Below are 23,215 nucleotides of genomic sequence, written 5' to 3'. Positions count from 1 at the left end.
GTGCTCAGCTTCTTCGGCCGCCAGACGTTTGCGAAAGCGACTGCGCCGCTGGGCAAAGCGCTCGTCGGGACGGGGCTCACCCCGGACGCGATGACACTGATCGGCACCACGGCCACGATCGCGGCCGCGGTGACGCTGTTCCCCTCCGGGCACCTGTTCTGGGGGACGATGGTCATCTGGCTGTTCGTCATGTTCGACATGCTCGACGGCGCGATGGCCAGGGCCCGCGGCGGCGGCACGAAGTACGGCGCCGTGCTCGACGCGACCTGCGACCGGGTCGCCGACGGCGCCATCTTCGGCGGCCTGGCCTGGTGGGCGGTGTACCACGAGCAGAGCAAGCACCTGTTCGCGGCGACGCTGATCGTGCTGGTCACCTCGCAGGTGATCTCGTACGCGAAGGCCCGCGCCGAGGCCAGTGGCCTGTCCGCCGACGGCGGCCTGATCGAACGTCCGGACCGGCTGGTCATCGTGCTCGTCGGCGCCGGGCTCACCGGTATCGGCGGGCACTGGGGCATCGAATGGCTCACCTGGGCGGTGTACGTGGCCATGTGGGTGCTGGTGGTGGCGAGCATCATCACGGTGTTCCAGCGGGTGCTGGCGGTGCGTAATTCGCCGGGCGCGCGCGTGATCATCCCGCCCGCGCCGCGCGAGCAGCCCGACACCACCGGAGGTTCGGCGGCGTGAGTCTGCGCGAGCGGTTGAGCGACTGGGGCTATGCCGCGGGCTGGCGGCTGGTGCGTGCGGCGCCGGAACCCCTGGTGCGCAAGGTTTTCGACTTCGGCGCCGACCGGGCCGTCAAGGACGGCGGCCCGGAGCAGTTGCGGCGCAACCTCGCCCGCGTGCTCGGGGTGACCCCGGAGCAGGTGCCCGCGGACCTGATGCGCGCGAGCATGCGCTCCTACGCCCGGTACTGGCGGGAGGCGTTCCGGCTCCCCAGCATGGACCACAGCACCGTCGACTATTACGTCGACGGGCTCGAGCACCTCGACGCGGCCCTGGAGCGGGGCCGCGGTGTCGTCTTCGTGCTGCCGCACTCGGGGAACTGGGACATGGCCGGGGTCTGGCTGGTGCAGCACTACGACACTTTCACCACCGTGGCCGAACGGCTGAAGCCGGAATCGCTGTTCGAGCGGTTCGTCGAGTACCGGGAGAGCCTGGGTTTCGAGGTGTTCCCGCTGACCGGTGGCGAGGCGCCACCCTTCGGCGCGCTCGCGGACCGGCTGCGGCAGAACCGGATCGTGTGCCTGATGGGCGAACGCGACCTCACCGGCAAGGGCGTGCCGGTCGACTTCTTCGGCGAACGCACCTGGATGCCGGCCGGTGCGGCCAAGCTCGCCATCGAGACCGGCGCCGCGCTGCTGCCGGTGCACGCCTGGTTCACCGTGGACGCCGACGGCACCGAGGGCTGGGGCCTGAAAACCGGTGCGCCGGTGGATGTCTCCGGTGGCGTCGCGGCCGCGACGCAGGCGCTGGCCGATTCGTTCGCCGAGAACATCGCCGCCCATCCCGCCGACTGGCACATGCTGCAGCCGCAGTGGGAAGCGGATCTGTCGCCCGAGCGGCTGGCCCGGATCGCGGCGAACCAGGGAGGTGGCCCGCGGTGAAGATCGGCATGGTCTGCCCGTATTCGTTCGACGTTCCCGGCGGGGTGCAGGCCCATGTGGTCGAGCTCGCCCGGGTCTTCCTCGAGCGCGGCCACAAGGTGAGTGTGCTCGCGCCGGCCTCCGACGACACCCCGCTGCCCGACTTCGTGGTGTCGGCCGGGCGCGCCGTGGCGATTCCGTACAACGGGTCGGTGGCGCGGCTGTCGTTCGGGCCGATGGCCTACACCCGGATCCGGCGCTGGATCGACGGCAACGACTTCGACGTGCTGCACATCCACGAGCCCAACGCGCCGAGCCTGTCGATGCTGGCGCTCAAGATCGCCGAGGGCCCGATCGTGGCGACCTTCCACACCTCCACCACGAAATCGTTGGTGCTGAGCACTTTTCAGGGCGTGCTGCGCCCGTACCACGAGAAGATCAACGGGCGCATCGCCGTCTCGGAGCTGGCCCGGCGCTGGCAGGTCGAGGCGCTGGGGTCGGACGCGGTGGAGATCCCCAACGGGGTCGATGTGTCGGCGTTCGCGCGTGGCCCGCTGCTCGACGGCTACCCGCGCGCGGGCAAGACGGTCTTGTTCCTCGGCCGCTACGACGAGCCGCGCAAAGGCATGGACGTGCTGCTCGGCGCGCTGCCCACCCTCGTCGCCCGCCACCCCGACGTGCAGCTGCTCATCGTCGGCCGCGGTGACGAGGACCGGTTGCGCCGGGAGGCGGGCGAGCACGCCGGGCACCTGCGTTTCCTCGGCCAGGTCTCCGACGCGGAAAAGGCCGCCGCGATGCGCAGCGCCGACGTGTACGTCGCGCCGAACCTGGGCGGGGAGAGCTTCGGCATCATCCTGATCGAGGCGATGGCCGCGGGCACCCCGGTGGTGGCCAGCGAGCTCGACGCGTTCCGGCGGGTGCTGCGCGACGGGACCGCGGGCCTGCTCAACCCGGTCGGTGATGCCGCCGCCCTGGCCACCGCGATCGACACCGTCCTCACCGACGACGACACGCGCGGGCAGCTGGTCCGCACCGCGACCCAGGTGGTCGCCGCCTACGACTGGCCGGTGGTGGCCGAGCAGATCCTGCGGGTCTACGAGACCGTCACCGTCGGCGATCTCCGCGTGCGGGCCGCCGGATGATCACCTTCTCCGCGACCACGGTCCTCGTTCTCGGGCTGATCGCCCTGCTCGTGCTCGCCCTCGGCGTCTGGGCCTACTCCACCGCCAACCGGCTCGACCGGCTGCACGTGCGCTCCGACCAGTCCTGGCAGGCCCTCGACGCCGCGCTCGCGCGCCGCGCGGTGGTGGCGCGGGCGGTGGCGATGGCCATGGCCGGACCGGTGAGCGCCGATTCGCGACGAGCCGAGCGGGCCGCGCAGCTGGCCGCGCTGGCCGATCGCGCCGAACGGGCCGATCGCGCCGACCGGGAGACGGTCGAGAATCAGCTGTCCTCGGCGCTGTCGCTGGTCGACATCGATCAGCTGCGCCCGCAGCTGGTGGCCGAACTCGCCGACGCCGAGGCCAGGGTGCTGATCGCGCGCCGCTTCCACAACGACGCCGTGCGCGACACCCTCGCGCTGCGCACCCGCCGCCCGGTGCGGATCCTGCACCTCGGCGGTACCGCGCCGCTGCCGCACTACTTCGAGATCACCGAGCGCGCGACCCCGGCCGCGGCCACCGGCCTCGAGGTGAACACCACCCGCACCTCGGCTCGCGTGGTCCTGCTCGACGACCAGGACCGGGTCCTGCTACTGCGCGGCCACGACCCGATGCTGCCCGAGGTGGCGTTCTGGTTCACCGTCGGCGGCGGGGTGGAACCGGGGGAGAGCCTGCGCGCGGCCGCGGTCCGCGAGATCTACGAGGAGACCGGCCAGCAGGTCGATCCGGCGGCCCTGCGCGGACCGCTGTGGCGCCGGGTCGCGGTGTTCCCGTTCAACGGCGAGCTCATCCGTTCCGAGGAACTGTTCTTCACCCTGCGCGCGCCCCGCTTCGAATGGCGCCCGGCCGACCTGAACGCGATGGAACGCCGCACCATCACCGATCACCGCTGGTGCGCTCCCGCCGACATCCGCGCCCTCGACGACGCCGGTGAAGCGGTCTACCCGTATCACCTCGACGAGCTGCTCCCGGAGGCCGTCACCGCGGCCGCCGACGACACCGAGCACGAGGTCCGCTCCATCCGCTGAACGCTGAGACGCAGACCACTCGAGCAGGCCAGCGGCGGCGGTGCCGGGCATCGCCGCTGGTCGTGGCAAGGCCAGTGGTGTGCAACTGGCTATGAAAGCCGATTTCGGGCGGCTCTAGAATCGACGGTGTCAACCCCCCGAGCGACCTGATTGGCGCACATGACACAGGAGACAGCCGTGACTACGCCTGAGACCACCACCACCGTCGGCACCGCCCGCGTGAAGCGCGGCATGGCCGAGATGCTCAAGGGCGGCGTGATCATGGACGTGGTCACCCCGGAGCAGGCCAAGATCGCCGAGGACGCGGGCGCGGTGGCCGTCATGGCGCTCGAGCGGGTTCCGGCCGACATCCGCGCCCAGGGCGGCGTCTCCCGGATGAGCGACCCGGACATGATCGACGGCATCATCGCCGCGGTCTCCATCCCGGTCATGGCCAAGGCGCGCATCGGCCACTTCGTCGAGGCGCAGATCCTGCAGAGCCTGGGCGTGGACTACATCGACGAGTCCGAGGTGCTCACCCCGGCCGACTACGCCAACCACATCGACAAGTGGAACTTCACGGTCCCCTTCGTCTGTGGCGCCACCAACCTGGGTGAGGCGCTGCGCCGCATCACCGAGGGCGCGGCCATGATCCGCTCCAAGGGCGAGGCCGGCACCGGCGACGTGTCCAACGCGACCACCCACATGCGCACCATCCGCGCCGAGATCCGCCGCCTGACCTCGCTGTCGGAGGACGAGCTGTTCGTCGCCGCCAAGGAGCTGCAGGCGCCGTACGAGCTGGTCCGTGAGGTCGCCCAGACCGGCAAGCTGCCGGTCGTCATGTTCACCGCCGGTGGCATCGCCACCCCGGCCGACGCCGCCATGATGATGCAGCTCGGCGCCGAGGGCGTGTTCGTGGGCTCGGGCATCTTCAAGTCCGGCAACCCCGAGCAGCGTGCCGCCGCCATCGTCAAGGCCACCACCTTCTACGACGACCCGGACGTGCTGGCCAAGGTCTCGCGCGGCCTGGGTGAGGCCATGGTCGGCATCAACGTCGAGGAGATCCCGCAGCCGCACCGCCTCGCCGAGCGCGGCTGGTGATCTGAGGCCCCTTCGGCCACCGCCACACCGTCTCCGGCGGGTGTCGTGCGCGAGCGCGGCACCCGCCGAGCCATGTAAAACTGCCGATTGGACGTACCGTACAGTCGGACTGTGACCGCGCTCGACTTCTTCTTGCTGGTCGTCGCGGGATTCTTCACCGGCCTGGTCGGTTTCGTCACCGGGATGGCCTCGATCGTCTCGTACCCGGCGCTGCTCGCAGTCGGGCTGCCGCCAGTGGCGGCCAATGTCACCAACACCGTCGCGATGGTGGCGGTCGGGGTGGGGGCCACGGCCAATTCCGGGCGCGAACTCGTGGGCCGCGGGCGCACGCTGGTGCACTGGGCGATCCTGTCCGCGCTGGGCGGCCTGCTCGGCGCGCTCGCGCTGCTGGTCGCCCCCGACGGCGCGTTCGAGGTGGTGGTGCCGTTCCTGGTCGCCCTCGCCTCGCTCGCCCTGCTGGTGCAACCGCTGGTGCGCAAGCACGTCGGTGAACTGAGCGCGCCGTGGATCGTGCCCGCGGGCATCCTGCTGATCTCCACCTACGGCGGCTACTTCGGCGCGGGCGCCGGGGTGATCTATCTGTCGCTGATGCTGCTGTGCACCTCCGAATCCGTGTGGAGCGCTTCGGTTCTCAAGAGCTTCCTGCTCGGCATCGCCAACCTCGTCGCCGCGGTCGGCTTCGCGGCCTTCGGCCCGGTGCACTGGTGGGCCGCTCTCGCCCTGGCCCTCGGCGCGCTGGCCGGTGGCTGGTGCGGCCCGCCCGTGGTGAAGGTGATCCCGCCGAACCTGCTGCGCGTCACCGTCGGCGTGCTCGGTCTCGGCCTGGCGGTGTACCTGGCCCGCTGACGTGGTTCCGAGCGATCGAGATGTGACCGGTACTTGTTCGTCCGTCGGCGGTCCGGGTCCGTCCGTACCGTGGAAACGGTGCGCCACCCAGATGTCGAAATCGCTGTTCACGCAACACAAGTCGCCGCCGAGATCATCCGCTCGGCCTATCTCGGACCACTCACCCATTACGCGAAAGTGGGTGACGATTTCGCCACCCAGGCCGACCTGGCCGCGGAGCAGGCCATCCTGGACGTCCTGGCCGACGCCTGCCCGGACGACCGCTTCGTGGGCGAGGAATCCGGGGAGAGCGGCGCGGCGGGCAGCGCACGGACCTGGCTGATCGATCCGCTCTGCGGCACCCGCAATTTCGCCGTCGGCACGCCGTCGGTGGCGGTGAACGTGGCCCTGCGCACCGGCGACACCGTCACCGCCGCGGCCGTCGGCGCCCCGTTCTCCGGCGAAGTGTTCTGGACCGGTGGCGACGGCGCGTTCGTCCGACGCGACGGCACGGACCGGCGACTACGACCGAGCGCAGGCAATCTGCTGGTCGATGTGGATCTCGACGATCCGCTGCCGTGGTCGAGCGCGGCGGCCCTGTTCGACGCGCCTGGGTTCGCCGGGGTGTTCCATCCGCGCGCGCTGTCGACGTCGCTGGCGCTGGTGTGGGTCGCGGCGGGTCGGCGCGCGGCCTACGTCACCGGCGTCGAGGTGAGCGACAGCGTGCATTTCGCCGCGGCGGTCGCCGTCTGCCGGGCCGCGGGCTGCGCCGTCACCGGTGTGGCCGGTCAGGACCTGCGCGCCGCGCCGTACGGCCTCGTCGCCGCCGCCGACGCGGACACCAATGCCAGGCTGGTCGCCGCGATCGCCGGCTTGCGCTGACCGCCGCCGCGCGGAGGGCGTGTCGTCGCGAATCATGATGTGTTCCACGGCGTCGGGTCGCGCGTCTCACAGTCCACCGTGACCCCGTTCTCAGAGTTTCCTCACCATCGCTGGGTAGCGTCCGGGCCGAGGCATCGAGGCCTGCGTCGGTTGGCGCGGGTTCGTGCCGTCGCCCGTTGGGGCCGAAGACGCCGACCCGAGGTAAAGGACGAGTGGATGAAGTTTGGTAAGGCCGGACGTGTCGCGATCGCGGGCCTGGCGGTGGTCGCCGCACTGGGACTGAGCGCGTGCAGTGACGACAAGGGTGACAAGCCCGCTGCCAAGACCACCACCAGTGTGAAGGCGTCGGCGTCGGCCGCCGCGGATCTGCCTGCGGTGCCGACGGTGGATCAGCTGAACGCGCAGCTGAACACGGCGCTGGATCCGTCGATCCCGAATGAGCAGAAGACCGATTTCGTGCAGGGTGGCGAGGCCGATCCGGAGTTGCCGAACCGTTTGGCGGTGGCGGCCAAGGACGCCAATGTCCAGGTGCAGGTGACGGAGGTGACCTCGTTCGGTGACAGTGTGAACGCGAAGGCGAATTTCACGGTCAACGGTCAGACGAATGTGGTGGATGTGCCGTTCGTGGCCGAGGACGGTAAGTGGAAGGTGCAGAAGGTGTGGGCGTGCACCATGCTGACGAACCTGGGTCAGCAGTCGGTGGCCTGCGCCTGATCAGGCTCGGGGGAGGCCCCGGCCGGACGTCGTTCCGGTCGGGGCCTTTCTGTGTCCGGCCGGGTTCTGTTGCGGGGCTTACGGGTCGATGTGGAGCGCCGCGCGGTCTGGGTGGTCCCAGCGCACCGTCCAGGTCGCCGTCTCGGGGTGCTCGGCGGCGTGATCGCGCAGAGCGGGCAGCGTCCAATGCTGCCCGGCGGGGGTGCGGCGGCGCGCGGCCTGCTCGCTCAGCACCAGGCGCACGGTGAGATCGAAGTCGAGATCGCGGCCCAGCAGCATCGGACCGGCCAGGATCAGCACCAGATCGGCGGGCGCGGTGCGCACCGGAACCCGGGCCGACCGGTCGCGGTCCTCGTCCCAGAGCGCGGGCAGCCAGCGACCCGTCGTCCGGAGCGGGCCGAGGATCTCGCGGCGCACCGCGTCGTAGTCGAACCAGGCTGTGCGATAAGACCATTCGTCCTCGCGGCCGAACTCCATCCGTACCGAGGCGGGCCGCACGAAATCGTGCAGCGACACCACCGCCGCCGACCGGCCGCGCGCGGTCAGCGTCTCGGCGAGGAGTTCGGCCGGTTCGAGCGGGGCCGCCGCGTCGGCGCCGTCGACGGCCAGCACCCGGCGGCCGGACAACTCCGCGCAGCGATCGGCGACGAGCCCGGCCAGCGCGGCGGGGGACAGGGGCGTGAACGACGGCACCGGCCTATCACAGCAAATTCCGCGCCGCAGCGCCGAGCCGGACAGACCAGGCGGTCGGCGACGGGTTAATCTCGAGCGCATGGCGACTATCGAAGAGGCGCTCGAGATCGAGCAGCTGGAACGGGACATCTTCCGCGGTGCGGCGACCGAGTCCCAGCTGACGCGCACCTTCGGTGGTCAGGTCGCGGGCCGGGCGCTGGTCTCGGCCGTGCGGACGGTGGACCCCGCGTTCCAGGTGCACTCGCTGCACGGCTACTTCCTGCGGCCGGGCAATCCCGAGGAACCCACGGTCTACCTGGTCGAGCGCATCCGCGACGGCCGTTCCTTCTGCACCCGTCGGGTCACCGGCGTGCAGGACGGGCAGGCGATCTTCACCATGTCGGCCTCGTTCCACCGCGGCGACGAAGGGCCCGAGCACCAGGACGTGATGCCCGCGGTCGAGGGGCCGGAGGAACTGCCCGACGCCAGCGTGACCCTGAGCCCCGAGCGGCTGTGGGCGATGCGCGAATGGGAGCACTGGGATATCCGCACCGTCCCGTCCGAGCAGGTCGCCCAGCGCGAGGGCTACGTCTCCCAGCAGCAGGTGTGGTTCCGGTACCGGCACAAGCTGCCCGACGACCCGCTGTTCCACGTGTGCACCCTCGCCTACATGAGCGATATGACGCTGCTCGGCTCGTCCAAGGTGGCTCACCCCGGCGAACCCACCCAGGACGCCTCGCTCGACCACGCCATGTGGTTCCTGCGTCCGTTCCGCGCCGACGAATGGCTGCTCTACGACCAGTCCTCCCCGTCGGCCGGGTTCGGCCGCGCCCTCACCGGCGGCAAGATCTGGGACCGCGAGGGCAATCTCGTCGCCGCGGTCGTCCAGGAGGGCCTGATCCGCACCCCGCGTCACAAGTAGCAGCGCGCCGCGAGGCGTGAGCGGGCGCACACCGGGCCGCCTCGTAAGCTGCTCGGCTGTGAACGCAACCTCCGCCGCCGTCCGGCCGACCATCGGTGTCCTCGCGCTCCAGGGCGACGTGCGCGAGCATGTCGCGGCGCTGGCGCACTGCGGCGCCGACGCGGTGCTGGTGCGCCGGGAGTCCGAACTGGCCGCCGTCGACGGGCTGGTGCTGCCCGGTGGCGAGTCGACCGCCATCTCGAAGCTGTTGCAGGCCTTCGACCTGCTCGAGCCGCTGCGCGCGCGGCTGCGCGACGGCCTGCCCGCCTTCGGTTCCTGCGCGGGCATGATCCTGCTGGCCTCGGAGGTGCTCGATACCCGCGCCGACGCCCAGCACCTGTCCGGCATCGATATGACGGTGCGGCGCAACGCCTTCGGCCGTCAGGTCGACTCCTTCGAGACCGATCTGGACTTCGCCGGACTGGACACGCCGGTGCGCGCGGTGTTCATCCGCGCACCGTGGGTGGAGCGGGTCGGCGACGGCGTCGAGGTGCTGGCCCGGGTGCCGCACGGCCCGGCGCAGGGCCGCATCGTCGCAGCCCGGCAGGGCAATGTCGTGGCGACCTCGTTCCATCCCGAGGTGACCGGCGATCTGCGGGTGCACGAACTGTTCGTCGACCTGGTTCGTTCGGCACGGTAACGCCCCCGTCCGCGGGCGCGCGCGGTCCGAGTAGGCTGGATCGAGCTTGTCCGCCCGGGCAGACGCGCAACCGACCTGAAGGAAGTAGGGCATGAGCGGCCACTCCAAATGGGCCACCACCAAGCACAAGAAGGCGGGAATCGACGCCAAGCGCGGCAAACTCTTCGCCAAGCTGATCAAGAACATCGAGGTGGCGGCCCGCACTGGTGGTAGTGACCCTGCGGGCAATCCGACGCTGTACGACGCCATCCAGAAGGCGAAGAAGTCGTCGGTCCCCAACGACAACATCGAGCGCGCCCGCAAGCGTGGCGGCGGCGAGGAAGCCGGCGGCGCCGACTGGCAGACCATCATGTACGAGGGCTACGGCCCCAACGGTGTCGCCGTGCTGATCGAGTGCCTCACCGACAACCGCAACCGCGCCGCGGGCGAAGTCCGTGTCGCGATGACCCGCAACGGCGGCAACATGGCCGATCCGGGTTCGGTGGCCTACCTGTTCGGCCGCAAGGGCGTGGTGACCCTCGAGAAGAACGGCCTGACCGAGGACGACCTGCTCGAGACGGTCCTGGACGCGGGCGCCGAAGAGGTCAACGACCACGGTGACGCCTTCGAGATCATCAGCGAGCCCGGCGATCTGATCGCCGTGCGCAGCGCGCTGCAGGCCGCGGGCATCGACTACGACTCCGCCGAGTCCGGCTTCCAGGCGTCGGTGTCGGTGGCGGTCGACGCCGAAGGCGCCCGCAAGGTGCTCAAGCTGGTCGACGCGCTGGAGGACAGCGACGACGTGCAGAACGTCTACACCAACGTGGAGATCTCCGACGAGGTCGCCGCCCAGCTCGACGACGAGTAAGCCTTCTCGTCCGTGTACTGCCCCGGCCGGTATCCGGCTGGGGCAGTACGCGTTCGCGGGCTAGGACGCGCGCTGGGCGTAGTAGCCCGACATGGCCGGGTAGTAGTCGGCGAAGTCGGGGCGTTCGGTGTGGGTGCAGGCGGCGACGAACATGTCCGCGTAGTACTCCCAGCCGGGACCGATCTGCGGGATCTCGGCGAGCTGGTACTCGGAGGTGAGGTGGTGGACCAGGCGCACCTCGGTGGCCGCGCCGGTGTCGAGCAGCGTCACCTCCAGCCGCCACACCCCGATCTGGTCGGTGGACGACAGCGCCAGGTGGATCGGCGGGGTGCACTCGTCGATGTTCATCCCCGTCCACGGCTCGCCCTCCTCGAACCGCAGCTGCACCCGGATGCTGTTGCCGGTGCCCGCCTCGCCCTCCCAGGTGCCGTACCAGCCCGCGGTGAGATGCGGATCGGTGAGCCTTGCCCAGACCTCCTCGATCGGCAGCCCCAGCGACCGGGTGATCACCAGGTCGCGGCCGTCGGGCGTCGGGGTGATGGCACCCGTGGGTGTGGGCATGCGCGGTTCTCCTCGGCTCGGCTGGAGCGACGATCTGCGACGATCTCGACGGTACGCCGCGAAACGCGGTGGTGTCGTGCGCGGCGCGGCCAGCACAATGGGGCGATGACACGACTCGAGGCAGTGCGCGGCGACATCACCGATCAGCGGGTCGACGCGGTGGTCAACGCCGCCAACTCCTCACTGCTCGGCGGCGGCGGTGTCGACGGGGCGATCCACCGCAAGGGTGGGCCCGAGATCCTGTCCGCCTGCCGCGACCTGCGGGCCTCGCATTACGGGAAGGGCCTGGCGACCGGGCAGGCGGTGGCGACCACGGCGGGCAAGCTGCCCGCGCGCTGGGTGATCCACACCGTGGGCCCGGTGTGGTCGGCCACCGAGGACCGCTCGGCGCTGCTGGCCTCCTGTTATCGCGAATCCCTGCGGGTGGCCGACGAACTGGGTGCGACGACGGTGGCGTTTCCGGCGATTTCCACCGGCATCTACGGCTGGCCGATGGACGACGGCGCCCGGATCGCCGTGGCGACGGTGCGGGCCTCCGGCACCGCGATGGAACTGGTCCGGTTCGTCCTGTTCGACGACCACGCGCTGACGGCGTTCACGGCGGCCCTCGGCTGAGTGCTCGGCCCGCCGCGGAATCCACGGTGCGTCGGCCTCGTCGGGTAGTGTCTCGGCTCTATCCGCTTGTGCCCGAGGGGGACCGATGACCTACCAGCCGCCACCGCCGCCGTACCAGCAGGGATATCCGCAGGGCGGGTACCCGCAGGGTGGCTATCCGCAAGGGGGTTACCCGCAGAACTACGGGTACCCGCCGCAGCCGCCCAGGAAGAAGCCGGTGTGGCCGTGGATCGTCGGTGGCATCGTGCTGGTGCTGGTGCTGCTCGCCGGTGGGTGCGCGGTGCTGGTCGGGGTGGCCGCCAACGAGATCGACAAGGAAGCCAAGAGCAGCGCCGACCTGGTCTACGAGGTCGGCGGCACCGCCTCGCAGGTCGACATCACCTACTACACCGGCGATTTCGACCAGAACAGCGCCAATGCGACCAGCGTGCCCTGGCGCAAGGACGTCACCGTCTCCGGCTTCGCCAAGATGGGCAGCCTCACCGTGACGACCACCGGCCTGGAAGAGGGCACGGTCAGCTGCCGGATCCTGCGCGACGGCAAGGTCCTCGACGAGCAGACCTCCTCGGGCACCTTCGGCTTCGTCTCCTGCAGCGCCACCGTCGACTGACCCCAACCTGTCGGACCCAGCGCGGGCTCGTCGCCGATCCGGCCCGCCACCGGGCCCAACGTGCCACGGACCGAAGGCTGCTCGGGCCGGCGTGACCGGGGCGGGCCCGTGTCGCTGGTCGGTGACCGGGTGGGGATGATCTAGACTTTCGAACAACTGTTCGTGTCTTCGAAGGGGCTGCCGGTGCGGGTGATGGGCGTCGATCCCGGGCTCACCCGGTGCGGGCTCAGCATGGTGGACAGCGGACCGGGGCGCAAGATCGCGGCCGTCGACGTCGGGGTGGTGCGCACCCCGGTCGACGCCGAACTCGCCCTGCGGCTGATGGCGGTGGCCGACGCCGCCGAGGAGTGGATGGACACCCACCGGCCCGAAGCGGTCGCCATCGAGCGGGTCTTCGCCCAGCACAACGTGCGCACCGCGATGGGCACCGCGCAGGCGGGCGGGGTGATCGCGCTGGCCGCGGCCCGGCGCGGGATCCGGGTCGCCTTCCACACGCCCAGCGAGGTGAAGGCCGCGGTCACCGGCAACGGCACCGCCGACAAGGCACAGGTCACCGCCATGGTGACCCGGATACTCGGACTGAAGGTCGCGCCGAAACCGGCCGACGCCGCCGACGCGCTCGCCCTGGCGATCTGTCATTGTTGGCGGGCGCCGCTGATGGACCGGATGGCGGCCGCGCAGGCACAGGCGGACGAGGTCCGCCGCCGCTACGAACAACGGCTCGCCGAACAACGGAAGGTGGTGCGCGGGTGATCGCGTCGGTACGCGGCGAGGTACTCGAGCTCGCGCTCGATCACGTGGTGATCGAAGCCGCCGGCGTCGGCTACCGGCTCAACGTCACGCCGGCGACGCTGGCCGGGCTCAGCCGCGGCGAGGAGACCCGGCTGTACACGGCGATGATCGTCCGCGAGGACTCGATGACGCTGTTCGGCTTCGCCGACACCGAGGCCCGCGACCTGTTCGGCCTGCTGCAGACCGTGTCCGGCGTCGGCCCGAAGCTCGCGCTGGCGGTGCTGGCCGTCCTGGAACCGGAGGCGCTGCGCAAAGCGCTGGCGGAGAGCAATGTCGCCGCGCTCACCCGGGTGCCCGGCATCGGCAAGCGCGGCGCCGAACGCATGGTGGTGGAACTGCGCGACAAGGTGAACCTGGTGCCGGTGCCCGCCGGTCCGCCCGGCGCGCAGGCACCGCTCACCCCGGTCCGCGAGCAGGTCACCGAGGCGCTGGTCGGGCTCGGTTTCCCGGTCAAACAGGCCGAACAGGCCGTCGACACCGTGCTGGCCGACCAGCCCACCGCCACCACCTCCGTCGCCCTGCGCGCCGCTCTCGGCCTGCTCGGCAAGAACAGGTAGGCCATGGACGACGACTTCGAGACCGGCGAGTTCGAGACCGACGACTCCGCGCTCACCGCCCGGTATCTGCACTCCGACGGTGAAGCCGAGACCGGCCTGCGGCCCACTTCGCTCGAGGACTTCATCGGCCAGCCGCGTGTCCGCGAGCAACTCGCCCTGGTGCTGCGCGGCGCCAGGCAGCGCGGCGCCACCCCCGACCACGTGCTGCTCTCGGGTCCGCCCGGACTCGGCAAGACCAGCATGGCGATGATCATCGCCGCCGAACTCGGCACCGCGCTGCGGATCACCTCGGGACCGGCGCTGGAACGCGCGGGCGACCTGGCCGCGATGCTGTCGAACCTGGTCGAGGGCGATGTGCTGTTCATCGACGAGATCCACCGGATGGCCCGGCCCGCCGAGGAGATGCTGTACCTGGCAATGGAGGACTTCCGGGTCGACGTCGTGGTCGGCAAGGGCCCGGGCGCCACCTCGATCCCGCTCGACATCGCCCCCTTCACCCTGGTCGGCGCCACCACCCGTTCCGGCGCGCTGACCGGCCCGCTGCGCGACCGCTTCGGCTTCACCGGGCACATGGACTTCTACGAACCCGGCGAACTGCTGCGGATCCTGCAGCGCTCGGCCCGCATCCTCGGGGTGACGATCGACCACGACGCCGCCGCCGAGGTGGCGGGCCGCTCGCGCGGCACGCCCCGCATTGCCAACCGGCTGCTGCGCCGCGTCCGCGACTTCGCCGAGGTCAGGGCCGACGGCGTGATCACCCATCCGATCGCGATGGCGGCGCTCGAGGTCTACGACGTCGACGCGCTCGGCCTGGACCGGCTCGACCGCGCTGTCCTCGGCGCGCTGGTGCGCGGGTTCGGCGGGGGACCGGTGGGCGTGTCCACCCTCGCGGTGGCCGTCGGCGAGGAGGCCGCGACCGTGGAGGAGGTGTGCGAACCGTTCCTGGTGCGCGCCGGACTGGTCGCCCGCACCCCGCGTGGCCGGGTCGCGACCGCCGCCGCCTGGGAGCATCTCGGGCTGGTGCCACCGCCGGATCTGGTCATCGGCGCCATCGAAGTGCGTGGCCGCGAACCACAACCGAGCGTGGAGTCGCTGGACTGAGCCGGTCGGCACCCGGCGGGCGCGGGTCGGCGGCGACGACTACTGTCGGCCGGGTGGCAGTCCATGCGGTGGTGCAACGCCTCCCCGAACCCTTGCGTTCCCTGCTGTTGAAGCATCGGGAACTCCTGAAATTCGCCGTGGTCGGCGCGATCACCTGGTTCATCGACACCGGTGTGGTGTACGCGGTGAAACTGACGGTGCTCGGCGAGAAGCCGCTGACCGCGCGCCTGCTCGGCGCGCTGATCGCGACCATCGCCTCCTACATCCTCAACCGCGAGTGGTCTTTCCGTACCCGCGGCGGCAGGCAGCGCAGTCACGAGGCCGCGCTGTTCTTCACGGTCAGCGCCCTGGGTATCGGCGTCACCATGATCCCGCAGGCGATCTCGCTGTACGTGCTGAATCTGCGTGTGCCGCACGTGGATCCGGTGGTACAGGCGGTGGCCAACTTCGTCTCCGGGCAGATCCTGGGCGTGCTGCTGGCCATGGCGTTCCGGTTCTGGGCGTTCCGGCGCTACGTCTTCCCCGACGACCTGCGCGAAGCCGAGCTGCACAGCATCCAGGGCTGAGCGGCCCGGCGCTCAGATCCCGCGGTCGGCGTGCTCGAGCGCGGTGATCACGAGGTCGACGAAGGCGTCGACCTCGTCGCGGGAGTACCCGCGGGTGCCGAGACGGGTATCGGTGAACCGCACCCCGCGCACGTCGGCGGCGGTCAGGCTGCCCGGCCCGTTGTGTGCCAGGGTCGCCGCGACCAGGTCGAGGAAGGCGTCGACCTCTTCCTCGTGGTAGCCGCGCCTGCCGACGGTGGACTGGCTGAACCGCATCCGGTGCACGTCGTCGGGGGTGAGCATGTCGGCGACATCCTCGCCCGGACGCGCCGCGGGCACCGGGGCGCCGCCCTTCTGGCGGTATTCGAGTTCGGTCCGGACCCGGTCGAGGAAGTCGTCGACCTGATCGGCCTGGTAGCCGCGACCGCCGAAACGCGGTGCGCCGAAATGCACGTGCCGGATGTCGTCGGCGGTGAGCACGCCCTGCCCGTCGAGGGTGGCCGAGACCAGTTCGAGAAACGCGTCGACCTCGTCGGCATGGTAGCCGCGATGACCCAGGGTCGGCATGGCGAAGTGGGTGCGGCTCACATCGTCGGGCGTCACAGCGGTCATTGTGTCAGGATTGCCCTTCTATCCCACGGGTTTTCGTCATCGCGGAGCAACTCGGACGCCTTCGATGAACAGCCGCCGTACCGCGTGACTGTACACCGCCGCGAGCGCCGGATCCGGGGTGCGCATGCCGTGCACGATGCCGGCCACCAGCATCCCCATCACCGCTTTCGCCGTGGTGGGAGTATCCAGGTCGGGGCGCAGATAACCCGAGCGCACACCGTGATCCAGATAGCCCGCGACGACCACCTCGGTGGTGTCGACCAGACCGAACACCCGGGCGGTGAGTTCGTCGTCGATGCCGGTGGCGTGGAACAGCAGCAGCTGCGGCACGCGCGGGTCGTCGAGCAGCACCCGGTTGAGGGCGTCGCCGATGCGGTCGAGCAGATCGGTGTACTCGTCGAGGGTGCTCGCGGTCTCCGGGCTCAGCTCGTTCGCCAGCGCGGCGAAGATGCGGCCGGTCACGTCGTCGAGGACGTGGTCGATGATGTCGCGTTTGTTGGCGAAGTAGCGGTAGAAGGTGCCGTGCCCGATGCCGAGCCGGACGGCGATGTCGGCGATGCCGGTGGCGTGATAGCCCTTCTCGGCGAAGCAGTCGAACGCGGTGTCGATGATCTCCCTGCGTAATTCGGCCTTGCGCTGTTCGCCGCGGGTGGAGGGCTTTGTCACCCGGCTGATGTTACTGTCGCCGTCAGCGGAATGATGTGTCATTCTGTAACAGACATTGGCTGTATGTGGAGGTTCGAAGTGGCACCTCAGTTCGACGCTGTCGTGGTCGGGGCGGGTTTCGGCGGCATCGGTGCCGCGATCGAGCTCGACCGGCTCGGATTGCGCAATTTCGTGATCCTGGAGCGCGAGGACGATCTCGGCGGCACCTGGCATGTGAACCGGTATCCCGGGCTGGCGGTCGACATCGCCTCGGTGACCTACTCCTACTCCTTCGAGCCGAACCCGTACTGGACGCGCCTGTTCGCGCCCGGCGCCGAGCTCAAGAAGTACGCCGAGCACGTGGCCGACAAATACGACCTGCGCAGGCGGATGCGCTTCGGGACCGTCGTGGACGGTGCCCGCTGGGACGCCGACAACCAGCACTGGGTGGTCTCGACCGCCGACGGGCAGACCCTCACCGCGCGCTATCTGCTCGCGGCGACCGGCTTCCTGTCCCAGCCCTACACCCCGCCGTTCCCCGGCATCGAGTCCTTCGCGGGCAAGATCATCCACACCACCGCCTGGGACGCCGACTACGACCTGACGGGGCGCAGGGCCGCGGTCATCGGCACCGGCGCCACCGCGGTCCAGCTGATCCCCGAGGTCGCCGAGCAGGTCGCCGAACTCACCGTGTTCCAGCGCACGCCCATCTGGGTGGTGCCCAAGGTCGACACCCCGATCCCCGGCGCCGTCCAGGAGATGTTCGCCAAGGTCCCGGTCACGCAGAAGGCGGCGCGCCTGGTCAACACCGGCATGCTCGAGGCGCTCATGGTCGTCGGCGTGCTGCGCTACGCGCAGGCCAAACCGCTGAACAAGGCCGCGGCCGCGCTGGCCAAGGCGCACCTGTTCGCCCAGGTGCGCGATCCGGAGACGCGGGCCAAGCTCACCCCGCAGTACGACTTCGGCTGCAAGCGCCCGACCTTCTCCAACACCTACTTCAAGACGTTCAACGCCCCGCACGTGCGGCTGGAGACGAACTCGATCGACCACGTCGAACCCGACGGCATCGTCACCGCCGACGGCCACAAGACCGAGATCGACACCCTGCTGCTGGCCACCGGCTTCAATCTGTGGGACGTGAACTTCCCGGCCATCGAGATCATCGGCCGCGACGGGGTGAACCTCGGAAAGTTCTGGCGCGACAACCGCTTCCAGGCCTACGAGGGCATCACCGTGCCCAAGTTCCCCAACTTCCTGAGCCTCAACAGCCCCTACTCCTACAGCGGCTTGTCCTACTTCACCACCATCGAGGCCCAGATGAAGCACATGGGCCGGTTGTTCACCGAGCTGTTCCGGCGCGGCGAGCAGACCTTCGAGGTGTCCGAGCGGGCCAACGCGGAGTTCCTGGACCGGGTCACCGGCCAGCTCGGCTCCTCGGTCTTCTACGGCGGCGACTGCGCCACCGCGCGCAGCTACTACTTCAACCAGCACGGTGAGGCGGCGCTGCTGCGCCCGACCAGCACCGTGAACGCGCACCGCGAGGCGGTCAGCTTCCCGCTCGACGACTACCGGTACGGCCGGACCGCCTGAGCGGCGCGCGGAGGGCTCCGGTGGTGTCCGGTGTGTCGCCGCGGCGGAGAACTGGCAGACTGTCAGGCGTACATGCACGTCCACCACTGACTAGGGACTGACTTCGACGATGGACTTCCTGTTTCCGCTGCTGATCCTCGCCCTGCTCGTGCCGATGTTCTTCGGTATCCGCAAACAGAAGCGGGAGGCCGAGAAGGTCACGTCCATGCAGGAAGCACTGAAGGTCGGTGACCAGGTCGTCACCACGTCGGGCCTGTACGGCACCGTCGTCGAGCTCGACGACACCACCGTCGACCTGGAGATCGCCGAGGACGTCGTCACCACCTGGCTGCGTCAGGCGATCCGCGAGGTGCGCGCCGAGGAGTCGACGGTCGAGGAGACCACCGTCGCCGCCGATGCCGCTGTCGAGGAGTCCGCGGAGCAGACCGAGACCCGGCTGACCAAGGACTGATCGTTCCCTTCCCGTCGGTGCCCGCGCGCCGCTGACGCGCGCCCGGCGCGGGCATTGTCGTGCCCAACCGTCCCGACCTCGACTTCCGCCTAGGAGATGACCTGCTGTGCCACCTTCCCAAGGATCGGCGCATCCGTACCGGCTGCTCGGCGTCTACGCCGCGCTGCTGGCCGTGATCTACGCGCTGGTGTTCTTCACCGGTGACCATTCGCCCACGCCCAAGCTCGGCATCGACCTGCAGGGCGGCACTCGTGTCACCCTGACCGCGCGCACCCCCGACGGCAGCAGGCCCAGCCAGGACAGCCTGAAGAAGGCCCAGGAGATCATCGAGAACCGCGTCAACGGTCTCGGTGTCTCCGGCTCCGAGGTCGTCATCGACGGCGACAACCTCGTCATCACGGTGCCCGGCGACGACAGCCAGCAGGCGCGGGCCCTGGCCACCACCGCCAAGCTCTACATCCGGCCGGTGCTGGCCGCGACCCAGCCGCAGGCTGGTGGCGCCGCGCCGCAGGTGCCGCCCGCCCAGGGCGGTGGCACCCCGGCCCCGACGACGAGCGCGCCCGCCCCGGCGACCGGGGAGACCCCCGCGCCCGCCGCGGAGGAGGAGACCACCCCGGCGCCGCAGTCGCGGGTGTTCCCGGCCCAGGCACCGCCCACGCCGACCCCGGCGCCCGGCGGCGGCACCACCGTCCAGCAGCAGCAGGCCAAGGAGATCGCCGACGCCAAGGCGCTGCGCCAGAGCACCGACCAGTCGGTGCAGCAGGTCGCGATGGCGAGCATGGACTGCACCAAGCCCGACCCGCTGGCGGGCAACGACGACCCGGCCCTGCCGCTGGTCACCTGCTCGCAGGACGGCACCGAGGTGTTCCTGCTCGGCCCCAGCCGCATCGACGGCCAGGAGATCGCCGACGCCACCTCCGGCTTCAATCAGCAGCAGTCGCGGCACGAGGTGAACCTGGAGTTCAAGTCCAGTGGCGCCGACGCGTGGCAGGCGCTGACCGGGGAGTACGTCTACAAGCGCATCGCCTTCGTGCTCGACTCGAAGGTCGTCAGCGCGCCCCAGGTCACCGAGGGTCCCCAGCTGGGCGGCCGTACCTCGATCTCGGGCAGCTTCACCGCCGACAGCGCCTCGGAGCTGGCCAACACGCTGAAGTACGGTTCGCTGCCGCTGTCGTTCCAGACCTCGGAGGCCGAGACGGTCTCGGCGACGCTGGGTCTGTCCTCGCTCAAGGCGGGTCTGCTCGCCGGCGCGATCGGCCTGATCGCGGTGCTGCTGTACTGCCTGTTCGTGTACCGCATGCTCGGCCTGATCGCCGGCTTCTCGCTGATCGCGGCCGGTGTCGCCGTCTACGGCATCATCGTGCTGCTGGGCCGGTGGATCGGCTTCACCCTCGACCTGGCCGGTATCGCCGGTCTGATCATCGGTATCGGCCTCACCGCCGACTCCTTCGTGGTGTTCTTCGAACGCATCAAGGACGAGATGCGCGAGGGCCGCAGCTTCCGCTCGGCGGTGCCGCGCGGCTGGGCCAGGGCGCAGCGCACCAACCTGTCGGGTAAGACGGTCAGCCTGATCGCCTCGGTCGTGCTGTACCTGCTCGCCGCCGGCCAGGTGAAGGGCTTCGCCTTCACCCTCGGTGTCACCACCGTCCTCGACGTGATCGTGCTCTACCTGGTCACCGCACCGCTGATGATGATCATCTCGCGCTCGCCGTTCTGGGCGAAGCCGTCGGTGAACGGTCTCGGTTCGGTGCAGCAGATCGCGCGCGAACGCGGCGCGGGCCAGGTTCGGCCGAAGGAGATGTCACGATGACCAACGTCAATCCCACGGACGACACGGTGTACCTGGACAAGGTCGACGGGCCCCGGCACGGCTTCTTCGAGCGGCTCTACACCGGTACCGGTGGCTTCCCGATCGTCGGCAGGCGCAAGCTGCTCTACACCCTGGCGGCGATCCTGCTGCTCATCTCGGTGCTCAGCATCGCGGTGCGCGGTTTCACCCTCGGCATCGACTTCGCCGGCGGTTCGCGCATCCAGATCCCGGCGGCCGACAATGTCACCACCCAGCAGGTGGAGGACGTCTACGCGCAGACCCTGGGCCACGGTCCGGTGTCGGTGCAGAAGGTCGGCTCCGGCTCCTCGGCCACCATCCAGGTCCGCTCGGAGTCGCTGGACCTGCAGCAGACCGAGCAGCTGCAGACCGCGCTGTACGAGGAGTTCCAGCCCAAGGACTCCAGCGGCCAGGTCAGCCGCAACGCCATCAGCATCGCCGAGATCAGTGAGACCTGGGGTGGCCAGGTCACCCAGAAGGCGCTGATCGCGCTCGCGGTGTTCGTCGCGCTGACGATGATCTACATCGCGATCCGCTTCGAGCGGGACATGTCGGTCGCGGCGATCGTGTCGCTGTTCTTCAACCTGATCGTCACCGCGGGTATCTATTCGCTGGTCGGCTTCGAGGTGACCCCGGCCGCGGTGATCGGTCTGCTCACGATCCTGGGTTACGTGCTCTACGACAACGTCGTGGTCTTCGACAAGGTCGAGGAGAACACCCGCGGCGTGCTGCACCTGAACAAGCGCACCTATGCCGAACAGGCCAACCTGGCCGCCAACCAGACGCTGATGCGGTCGATCAGCACCACCGTCATCGGCATCCTGCCGATCATCGGCATGCTGGTGATCGCGGTCTGGCTGCTCGGCGTCGGCACGCTGAAGGACCTCGCGCTGGTGCAGCTGGTCGGCATGATCGTCGGCGCCTACTCCTCGATCTTCCTCGCCGTCCCGGTGCTGGTCTCGATCAAGGAGCGCTGGGGTCCCGTCGCCGCGCACACCAAGAAGGTGCTCGCCAAGCGCGCCGCGGGTCCGGCGAGCGCCCGGGTCCCGGTGTCGGCCGGTGCCGGTGCCCCGAGTGGCCCGCGTCCGAGCGAGGCCGGTGCGCCCCGTCCGGGCGCCCGGCCCAGCGGGAAGCGGCACAAGAGAAGGAACTGACGGCGACAGCAGGGGGTCTCATCATGCGACGCGGCACGATTCGGCTGATCACCGTGCTGGCCACGGCGGCCGTGACCACCGGCGTGGTGGCAGGCTGCTCGAGCAAGAACCAGGTGCCCTCGATCGGGTACGCCGTCGACGCGGCGGTCGCCAGCTACAACGGCGGCAGCACCCTGGGCGCGAGCAGCGGTGCCGCCGCGGTGTTCGGCCGGGTGCTGACCGGGTTCTTCTACACCGGACCCGACGGCCAGCAGGTCGCCGACACCGATGTGGGCACCGCCAAGGAGGTGCCGGGCGAGACGCAGACCGTGCAGTACCGGCTCAACCCGGACGGGGTGTACTCCGACGGGGTGAAGACCTCCTGCGACGATCTGGTGCTGGCCTGGTCGGCCCGGTCGGGCCGGTTCACCCGCCCGGGTGATCGCGGCCCGGTGCCGCTGTTCGACGCGGCGAGCACCGCCGGCTACGCCGACATCGAGCGGGTCGACTGCCAGCCCGGCTCCAAGGACGCCACCGTGGTGTTCCGGCCGGGCAGGCACTACCTGCCGTGGCGCACCCTGTTCACCGCCGCCGAACTGCTGCCCGCGCACGTGATCGCGCAGGCGGTGGGCGTGCCGAACCTGGTGAACGCGCTGCAGACCGGTGACGGCGCCGTGCTGGGCCGGATCGCCGACTTCTGGAACACCGGCTGGGCCATGCAGCCCGGCGCGCTGGACCTGACCAAGTTCCCGTCCTCGGGGCCGTACCGGATCGAATCCTTCAGCGCGAAGGACGGTTTGGTGCTGGTCGCCAACGAGAAGTGGTGGGGCAGCCCCCCGCAGACCAGCCGGATCGTGGTGTGGCCCAAGGGCACCGACTACGCGGCCAAGGCGAAGGACAACGCCCTCGGCGTGGTCGACCTGGGCGCGGGCTCGGTCGCCGAGCTGAACCTCGACGGCTTCGACGAACAGGTCGTGCCCAGCCGCGGCGCCGAACAGCTGGTGCTGGCCACCGGCGGGGTGTTCGCCCGGGTGGAGGTGCGCCGCGCGTTCGCCCAGTGTGTGCCGCGGCAGGCGCTGTTCGACACGCTCGGCAAGGCGGGCGAGCCGCCCGCCGCCGGTCTCGGCGCCGGTCCGCTGAACGCCCATGTGGTGCAGCAGGACTCGCTGTACTACCCGGCCGTCGTCGGTGGCGCCGACCGCTACCGTGGCGCCGACATCCCCGCGGCGACCGCGACGCTGGCTTCGGCCGGGGCCCCGGGACCGACCGTGCGCATCGGCTACCAGGCACCCGACGCGCGCCGGGCGAAGACGGTGGCCATGATCGCCGACTCCTGCCGCGGTGCGGGGATCACCGTGGTCGACGCGGGCGCACCGGATTTCACCCCGGTCAAGTTGCCCCAGGGCGCGGTCGACGCGGTGCTCGGCGGCACCGCCTCGGTTCCCGGCCCGGCCGGGTCCACCACCGGCGTGGCCGCGTTCGCGGCGTTGCGGGCCGGTAACGGACTCGACTTCGGCGGCTTCGCCAACGGTCGCTACGATGCCATCACCGATCAGCTTGCGGGCGAGCCCAACTCGACCGCCACGCTGAATCTGCTCACCGAGGCCGAGAATCTGCTGTGGGCGCAGGTGCCGAGCATCCCGTTGTTCGCCACTCCGCGCGTCATCGCGTTCGGCAACGGCATGCAGAACGGGATCGCCGGGCCGACGCAGGCCGGAACCGGCTGGAACATGGATCGCTGGGTGTTGCAGCGATGAGTAGCGGTGGATGTGACGGAGAGGTG

At 70.2% G+C, this 23,215-nt stretch carries 26 protein-coding genes; 22 read left to right on the top strand and 4 right to left on the bottom strand.

The features are described from left to right. The 8 genes from pgsA (at position 1) to EL493_RS25090 (ending at position 7,272) form a co-directional block, all read left to right on the top strand. Positions 1 to 684 (top strand): phosphatidylinositol phosphate synthase, encoded by a 684-nt coding sequence (pgsA, locus tag EL493_RS25125; protein ID WP_022566414.1) that lies wholly within the window; start codon positions 1 to 3, stop codon positions 682 to 684. Continuing rightward, positions 681 to 1,604, top strand: a complete 924-nt coding sequence (locus tag EL493_RS25120) for a phosphatidylinositol mannoside acyltransferase (RefSeq protein ID WP_019047928.1) — start codon at positions 681 to 683, stop codon at positions 1,602 to 1,604. The genes pgsA and EL493_RS25120 overlap by 4 nt, the downstream gene beginning before the upstream one ends. Beyond that, positions 1,601 to 2,725: a glycosyltransferase family 4 protein gene (locus tag EL493_RS25115; protein ID WP_019047927.1), complete on the top strand. Its 1,125-nt coding sequence runs from the start codon at positions 1,601 to 1,603 to the stop codon at positions 2,723 to 2,725. The genes EL493_RS25120 and EL493_RS25115 overlap by 4 nt, the downstream gene beginning before the upstream one ends. After that, positions 2,725 to 3,771, top strand: coding sequence for an NUDIX hydrolase (locus EL493_RS25110; RefSeq protein ID WP_030202762.1), 1,047 nt, complete (start codon positions 2,725 to 2,727; stop codon positions 3,769 to 3,771). Before EL493_RS25115 ends, EL493_RS25110 begins: the two co-directional genes overlap by 1 nt. Before the next feature lie 159 nt (positions 3,772 to 3,930). After that, positions 3,931 to 4,851, top strand: a complete 921-nt coding sequence (gene pdxS / locus EL493_RS25105) for a pyridoxal 5'-phosphate synthase lyase subunit PdxS (RefSeq protein WP_019047925.1) — start codon at positions 3,931 to 3,933, stop codon at positions 4,849 to 4,851. Between the two features lie 111 nt (positions 4,852 to 4,962). Continuing rightward, positions 4,963 to 5,697, top strand: coding sequence for a sulfite exporter TauE/SafE family protein (locus EL493_RS25100; RefSeq protein WP_019047924.1), 735 nt, complete (start codon positions 4,963 to 4,965; stop codon positions 5,695 to 5,697). A gap of 78 nt (positions 5,698 to 5,775) precedes the next feature. Further along, positions 5,776 to 6,558: an inositol monophosphatase family protein gene (locus EL493_RS25095; RefSeq protein ID WP_126405885.1), complete on the top strand. Its 783-nt coding sequence runs from the start codon at positions 5,776 to 5,778 to the stop codon at positions 6,556 to 6,558. 216 nt (positions 6,559 to 6,774) lie between these two features. Further along, entirely contained in the window at positions 6,775 to 7,272 is a 498-nt protein-coding gene (locus tag EL493_RS25090; RefSeq protein WP_019047922.1) for a hypothetical protein, read from the top strand. Positions 7,273 to 7,350: 78 nt separating this feature from the next. Here EL493_RS25090 and EL493_RS25085 read toward each other — a convergent pair whose 3' ends face one another. Beyond that, on the bottom strand, positions 7,351 to 7,965 hold the full coding sequence (locus EL493_RS25085; protein ID WP_019047921.1) for a nucleoside/nucleotide kinase family protein: 615 nt from the start codon (positions 7,963 to 7,965) through the stop codon (positions 7,351 to 7,353). A gap of 79 nt (positions 7,966 to 8,044) precedes the next feature. Here EL493_RS25085 and EL493_RS25080 point away from each other — a divergent pair, with 79 nt between their 5' ends. The 3 genes from EL493_RS25080 to EL493_RS25070 all read left to right on the top strand — a co-directional run bounded on the left by EL493_RS25080 (position 8,045) and on the right by EL493_RS25070 (position 10,392). Continuing rightward, positions 8,045 to 8,866, top strand: coding sequence for an acyl-CoA thioesterase (locus EL493_RS25080; protein WP_019047920.1), 822 nt, complete (start codon positions 8,045 to 8,047; stop codon positions 8,864 to 8,866). Between the two features lie 58 nt (positions 8,867 to 8,924). Continuing rightward, positions 8,925 to 9,545 (top strand): pyridoxal 5'-phosphate synthase glutaminase subunit PdxT, encoded by a 621-nt coding sequence (gene pdxT, locus EL493_RS25075; protein ID WP_019047919.1) that lies wholly within the window; start codon positions 8,925 to 8,927, stop codon positions 9,543 to 9,545. Between the two features lie 91 nt (positions 9,546 to 9,636). Next, complete coding sequence (locus EL493_RS25070) at positions 9,637 to 10,392, top strand: YebC/PmpR family DNA-binding transcriptional regulator (protein WP_019047918.1); 756 nt, start codon at positions 9,637 to 9,639, stop codon at positions 10,390 to 10,392. A 60-nt stretch (positions 10,393 to 10,452) separates the two neighbouring features. Here the strand turns inward: EL493_RS25070 and EL493_RS25065 are convergent, their stop codons facing one another. Next, positions 10,453 to 10,953 (bottom strand): SRPBCC domain-containing protein, encoded by a 501-nt coding sequence (locus EL493_RS25065; RefSeq protein ID WP_019047917.1) that lies wholly within the window; start codon positions 10,951 to 10,953, stop codon positions 10,453 to 10,455. Positions 10,954 to 11,058: 105 nt separating this feature from the next. On the opposite strand from EL493_RS25065, the gene EL493_RS25060 reads away from it, so the two are divergent. The 6 genes from EL493_RS25060 (at position 11,059) to EL493_RS25035 (ending at position 15,194) form a co-directional block, all read left to right on the top strand. Beyond that, a complete protein-coding gene (locus tag EL493_RS25060; RefSeq protein WP_022566418.1) occupies positions 11,059 to 11,568 on the top strand; it encodes an O-acetyl-ADP-ribose deacetylase in 510 nt (169 codons plus the stop codon). An 85-nt stretch (positions 11,569 to 11,653) separates the two neighbouring features. Continuing rightward, positions 11,654 to 12,178 carry an MmpS family transport accessory protein gene (locus EL493_RS25055; protein ID WP_019047915.1) on the top strand — a complete coding sequence of 175 codons (525 nt, stop codon included), beginning with the start codon at positions 11,654 to 11,656 and terminating at the stop codon, positions 12,176 to 12,178. Positions 12,179 to 12,361: 183 nt separating this feature from the next. Next, entirely contained in the window at positions 12,362 to 12,931 is a 570-nt protein-coding gene (gene ruvC, locus EL493_RS25050) for a crossover junction endodeoxyribonuclease RuvC (RefSeq protein WP_022566419.1), read from the top strand. After that, a complete protein-coding gene (ruvA, locus tag EL493_RS25045) occupies positions 12,928 to 13,527 on the top strand; it encodes a Holliday junction branch migration protein RuvA (protein ID WP_019047913.1) in 600 nt (199 codons plus the stop codon). The genes ruvC and ruvA overlap by 4 nt, the downstream gene beginning before the upstream one ends. Before the next feature lie 3 nt (positions 13,528 to 13,530). Next, positions 13,531 to 14,628 carry a Holliday junction branch migration DNA helicase RuvB gene (gene ruvB / locus EL493_RS25040; RefSeq protein WP_019047912.1) on the top strand — a complete coding sequence of 366 codons (1,098 nt, stop codon included), beginning with the start codon at positions 13,531 to 13,533 and terminating at the stop codon, positions 14,626 to 14,628. Between the two features lie 53 nt (positions 14,629 to 14,681). Next, positions 14,682 to 15,194 (top strand): GtrA family protein, encoded by a 513-nt coding sequence (locus EL493_RS25035; protein WP_162178115.1) that lies wholly within the window; start codon positions 14,682 to 14,684, stop codon positions 15,192 to 15,194. Between the two features lie 12 nt (positions 15,195 to 15,206). On the opposite strand, the gene EL493_RS33650 is transcribed toward EL493_RS25035, so the two are convergent. After that, complete coding sequence (locus EL493_RS33650) at positions 15,207 to 15,785, bottom strand: DivIVA domain-containing protein (RefSeq protein ID WP_019047910.1); 579 nt, start codon at positions 15,783 to 15,785, stop codon at positions 15,207 to 15,209. A gap of 36 nt (positions 15,786 to 15,821) precedes the next feature. Further along, a complete protein-coding gene (locus EL493_RS25025) occupies positions 15,822 to 16,493 on the bottom strand; it encodes a TetR/AcrR family transcriptional regulator (protein WP_019047909.1) in 672 nt (223 codons plus the stop codon). Between the two features lie 36 nt (positions 16,494 to 16,529). Between EL493_RS25025 and EL493_RS25020 the strand changes: the two genes are divergently transcribed. The 5 genes from EL493_RS25020 to EL493_RS25000 all read left to right on the top strand — a co-directional run bounded on the left by EL493_RS25020 (position 16,530) and on the right by EL493_RS25000 (position 23,189). Next, positions 16,530 to 18,020 (top strand): flavin-containing monooxygenase, encoded by a 1,491-nt coding sequence (locus EL493_RS25020; RefSeq protein WP_019047908.1) that lies wholly within the window; start codon positions 16,530 to 16,532, stop codon positions 18,018 to 18,020. Positions 18,021 to 18,129: 109 nt separating this feature from the next. Beyond that, a complete protein-coding gene (yajC, locus tag EL493_RS25015) occupies positions 18,130 to 18,471 on the top strand; it encodes a preprotein translocase subunit YajC (RefSeq protein ID WP_019047907.1) in 342 nt (113 codons plus the stop codon). Positions 18,472 to 18,577: 106 nt separating this feature from the next. Further along, on the top strand, positions 18,578 to 20,281 hold the full coding sequence (gene secD / locus EL493_RS25010; protein WP_019047906.1) for a protein translocase subunit SecD: 1,704 nt from the start codon (positions 18,578 to 18,580) through the stop codon (positions 20,279 to 20,281). Then, on the top strand, positions 20,278 to 21,453 hold the full coding sequence (gene secF, locus EL493_RS25005; RefSeq protein ID WP_019047905.1) for a protein translocase subunit SecF: 1,176 nt from the start codon (positions 20,278 to 20,280) through the stop codon (positions 21,451 to 21,453). The genes secD and secF overlap by 4 nt, the downstream gene beginning before the upstream one ends. Positions 21,454 to 21,476: 23 nt before the next feature. Beyond that, entirely contained in the window at positions 21,477 to 23,189 is a 1,713-nt protein-coding gene (locus tag EL493_RS25000; RefSeq protein ID WP_019047904.1) for an ABC transporter substrate-binding protein, read from the top strand. The last annotated feature ends 26 nt before the right edge of the window (positions 23,190 to 23,215 follow it).

The sequence above is a fragment of the Nocardia asteroides genome (assembly GCF_900637185.1).
Classification (GTDB): Bacteria; Actinomycetota; Actinomycetes; order Mycobacteriales; family Mycobacteriaceae; genus Nocardia; species Nocardia asteroides.
Note: the sequence above shows the minus strand (reverse complement) of the source record. Positions and strands in the feature narration are given on the sequence as shown.

Excerpts from the sequence above, each read along its gene's own strand:
- EL493_RS25055 (WP_019047915.1), top strand. The coding sequence starts at position 11,654 with ATGACCTACCAGCCGCCACCGCCGCCGTACCAGCAGGGATATCCGCAG.
- EL493_RS25070 (WP_019047918.1), top strand. The coding sequence starts at position 9,637 with ATGAGCGGCCACTCCAAATGGGCCACCACCAAGCACAAGAAGGCGGGA.
- EL493_RS25000 (WP_019047904.1), top strand. The coding sequence starts at position 21,477 with ATGCGACGCGGCACGATTCGGCTGATCACCGTGCTGGCCACGGCGGCC.
- EL493_RS25090 (WP_019047922.1), top strand. The coding sequence starts at position 6,775 with ATGAAGTTTGGTAAGGCCGGACGTGTCGCGATCGCGGGCCTGGCGGTG.
- secF (WP_019047905.1), top strand. The coding sequence starts at position 20,278 with ATGACCAACGTCAATCCCACGGACGACACGGTGTACCTGGACAAGGTC.
- EL493_RS25060 (WP_022566418.1), top strand. The coding sequence starts at position 11,059 with ATGACACGACTCGAGGCAGTGCGCGGCGACATCACCGATCAGCGGGTC.
- ruvB (WP_019047912.1), top strand. The coding sequence starts at position 13,531 with ATGGACGACGACTTCGAGACCGGCGAGTTCGAGACCGACGACTCCGCG.
- EL493_RS25025 (WP_019047909.1), bottom strand. The coding sequence starts at position 16,493 with ATGACACATCATTCCGCTGACGGCGACAGTAACATCAGCCGGGTGACA.
- EL493_RS25080 (WP_019047920.1), top strand. The coding sequence starts at position 8,045 with ATGGCGACTATCGAAGAGGCGCTCGAGATCGAGCAGCTGGAACGGGAC.
- pdxS (WP_019047925.1), top strand. The coding sequence starts at position 3,931 with ATGACACAGGAGACAGCCGTGACTACGCCTGAGACCACCACCACCGTC.
- yajC (WP_019047907.1), top strand. The coding sequence starts at position 18,130 with ATGGACTTCCTGTTTCCGCTGCTGATCCTCGCCCTGCTCGTGCCGATG.
- EL493_RS33650 (WP_019047910.1), bottom strand. The coding sequence starts at position 15,785 with ATGACCGCTGTGACGCCCGACGATGTGAGCCGCACCCACTTCGCCATG.
- EL493_RS25065 (WP_019047917.1), bottom strand. The coding sequence starts at position 10,953 with ATGCCCACACCCACGGGTGCCATCACCCCGACGCCCGACGGCCGCGAC.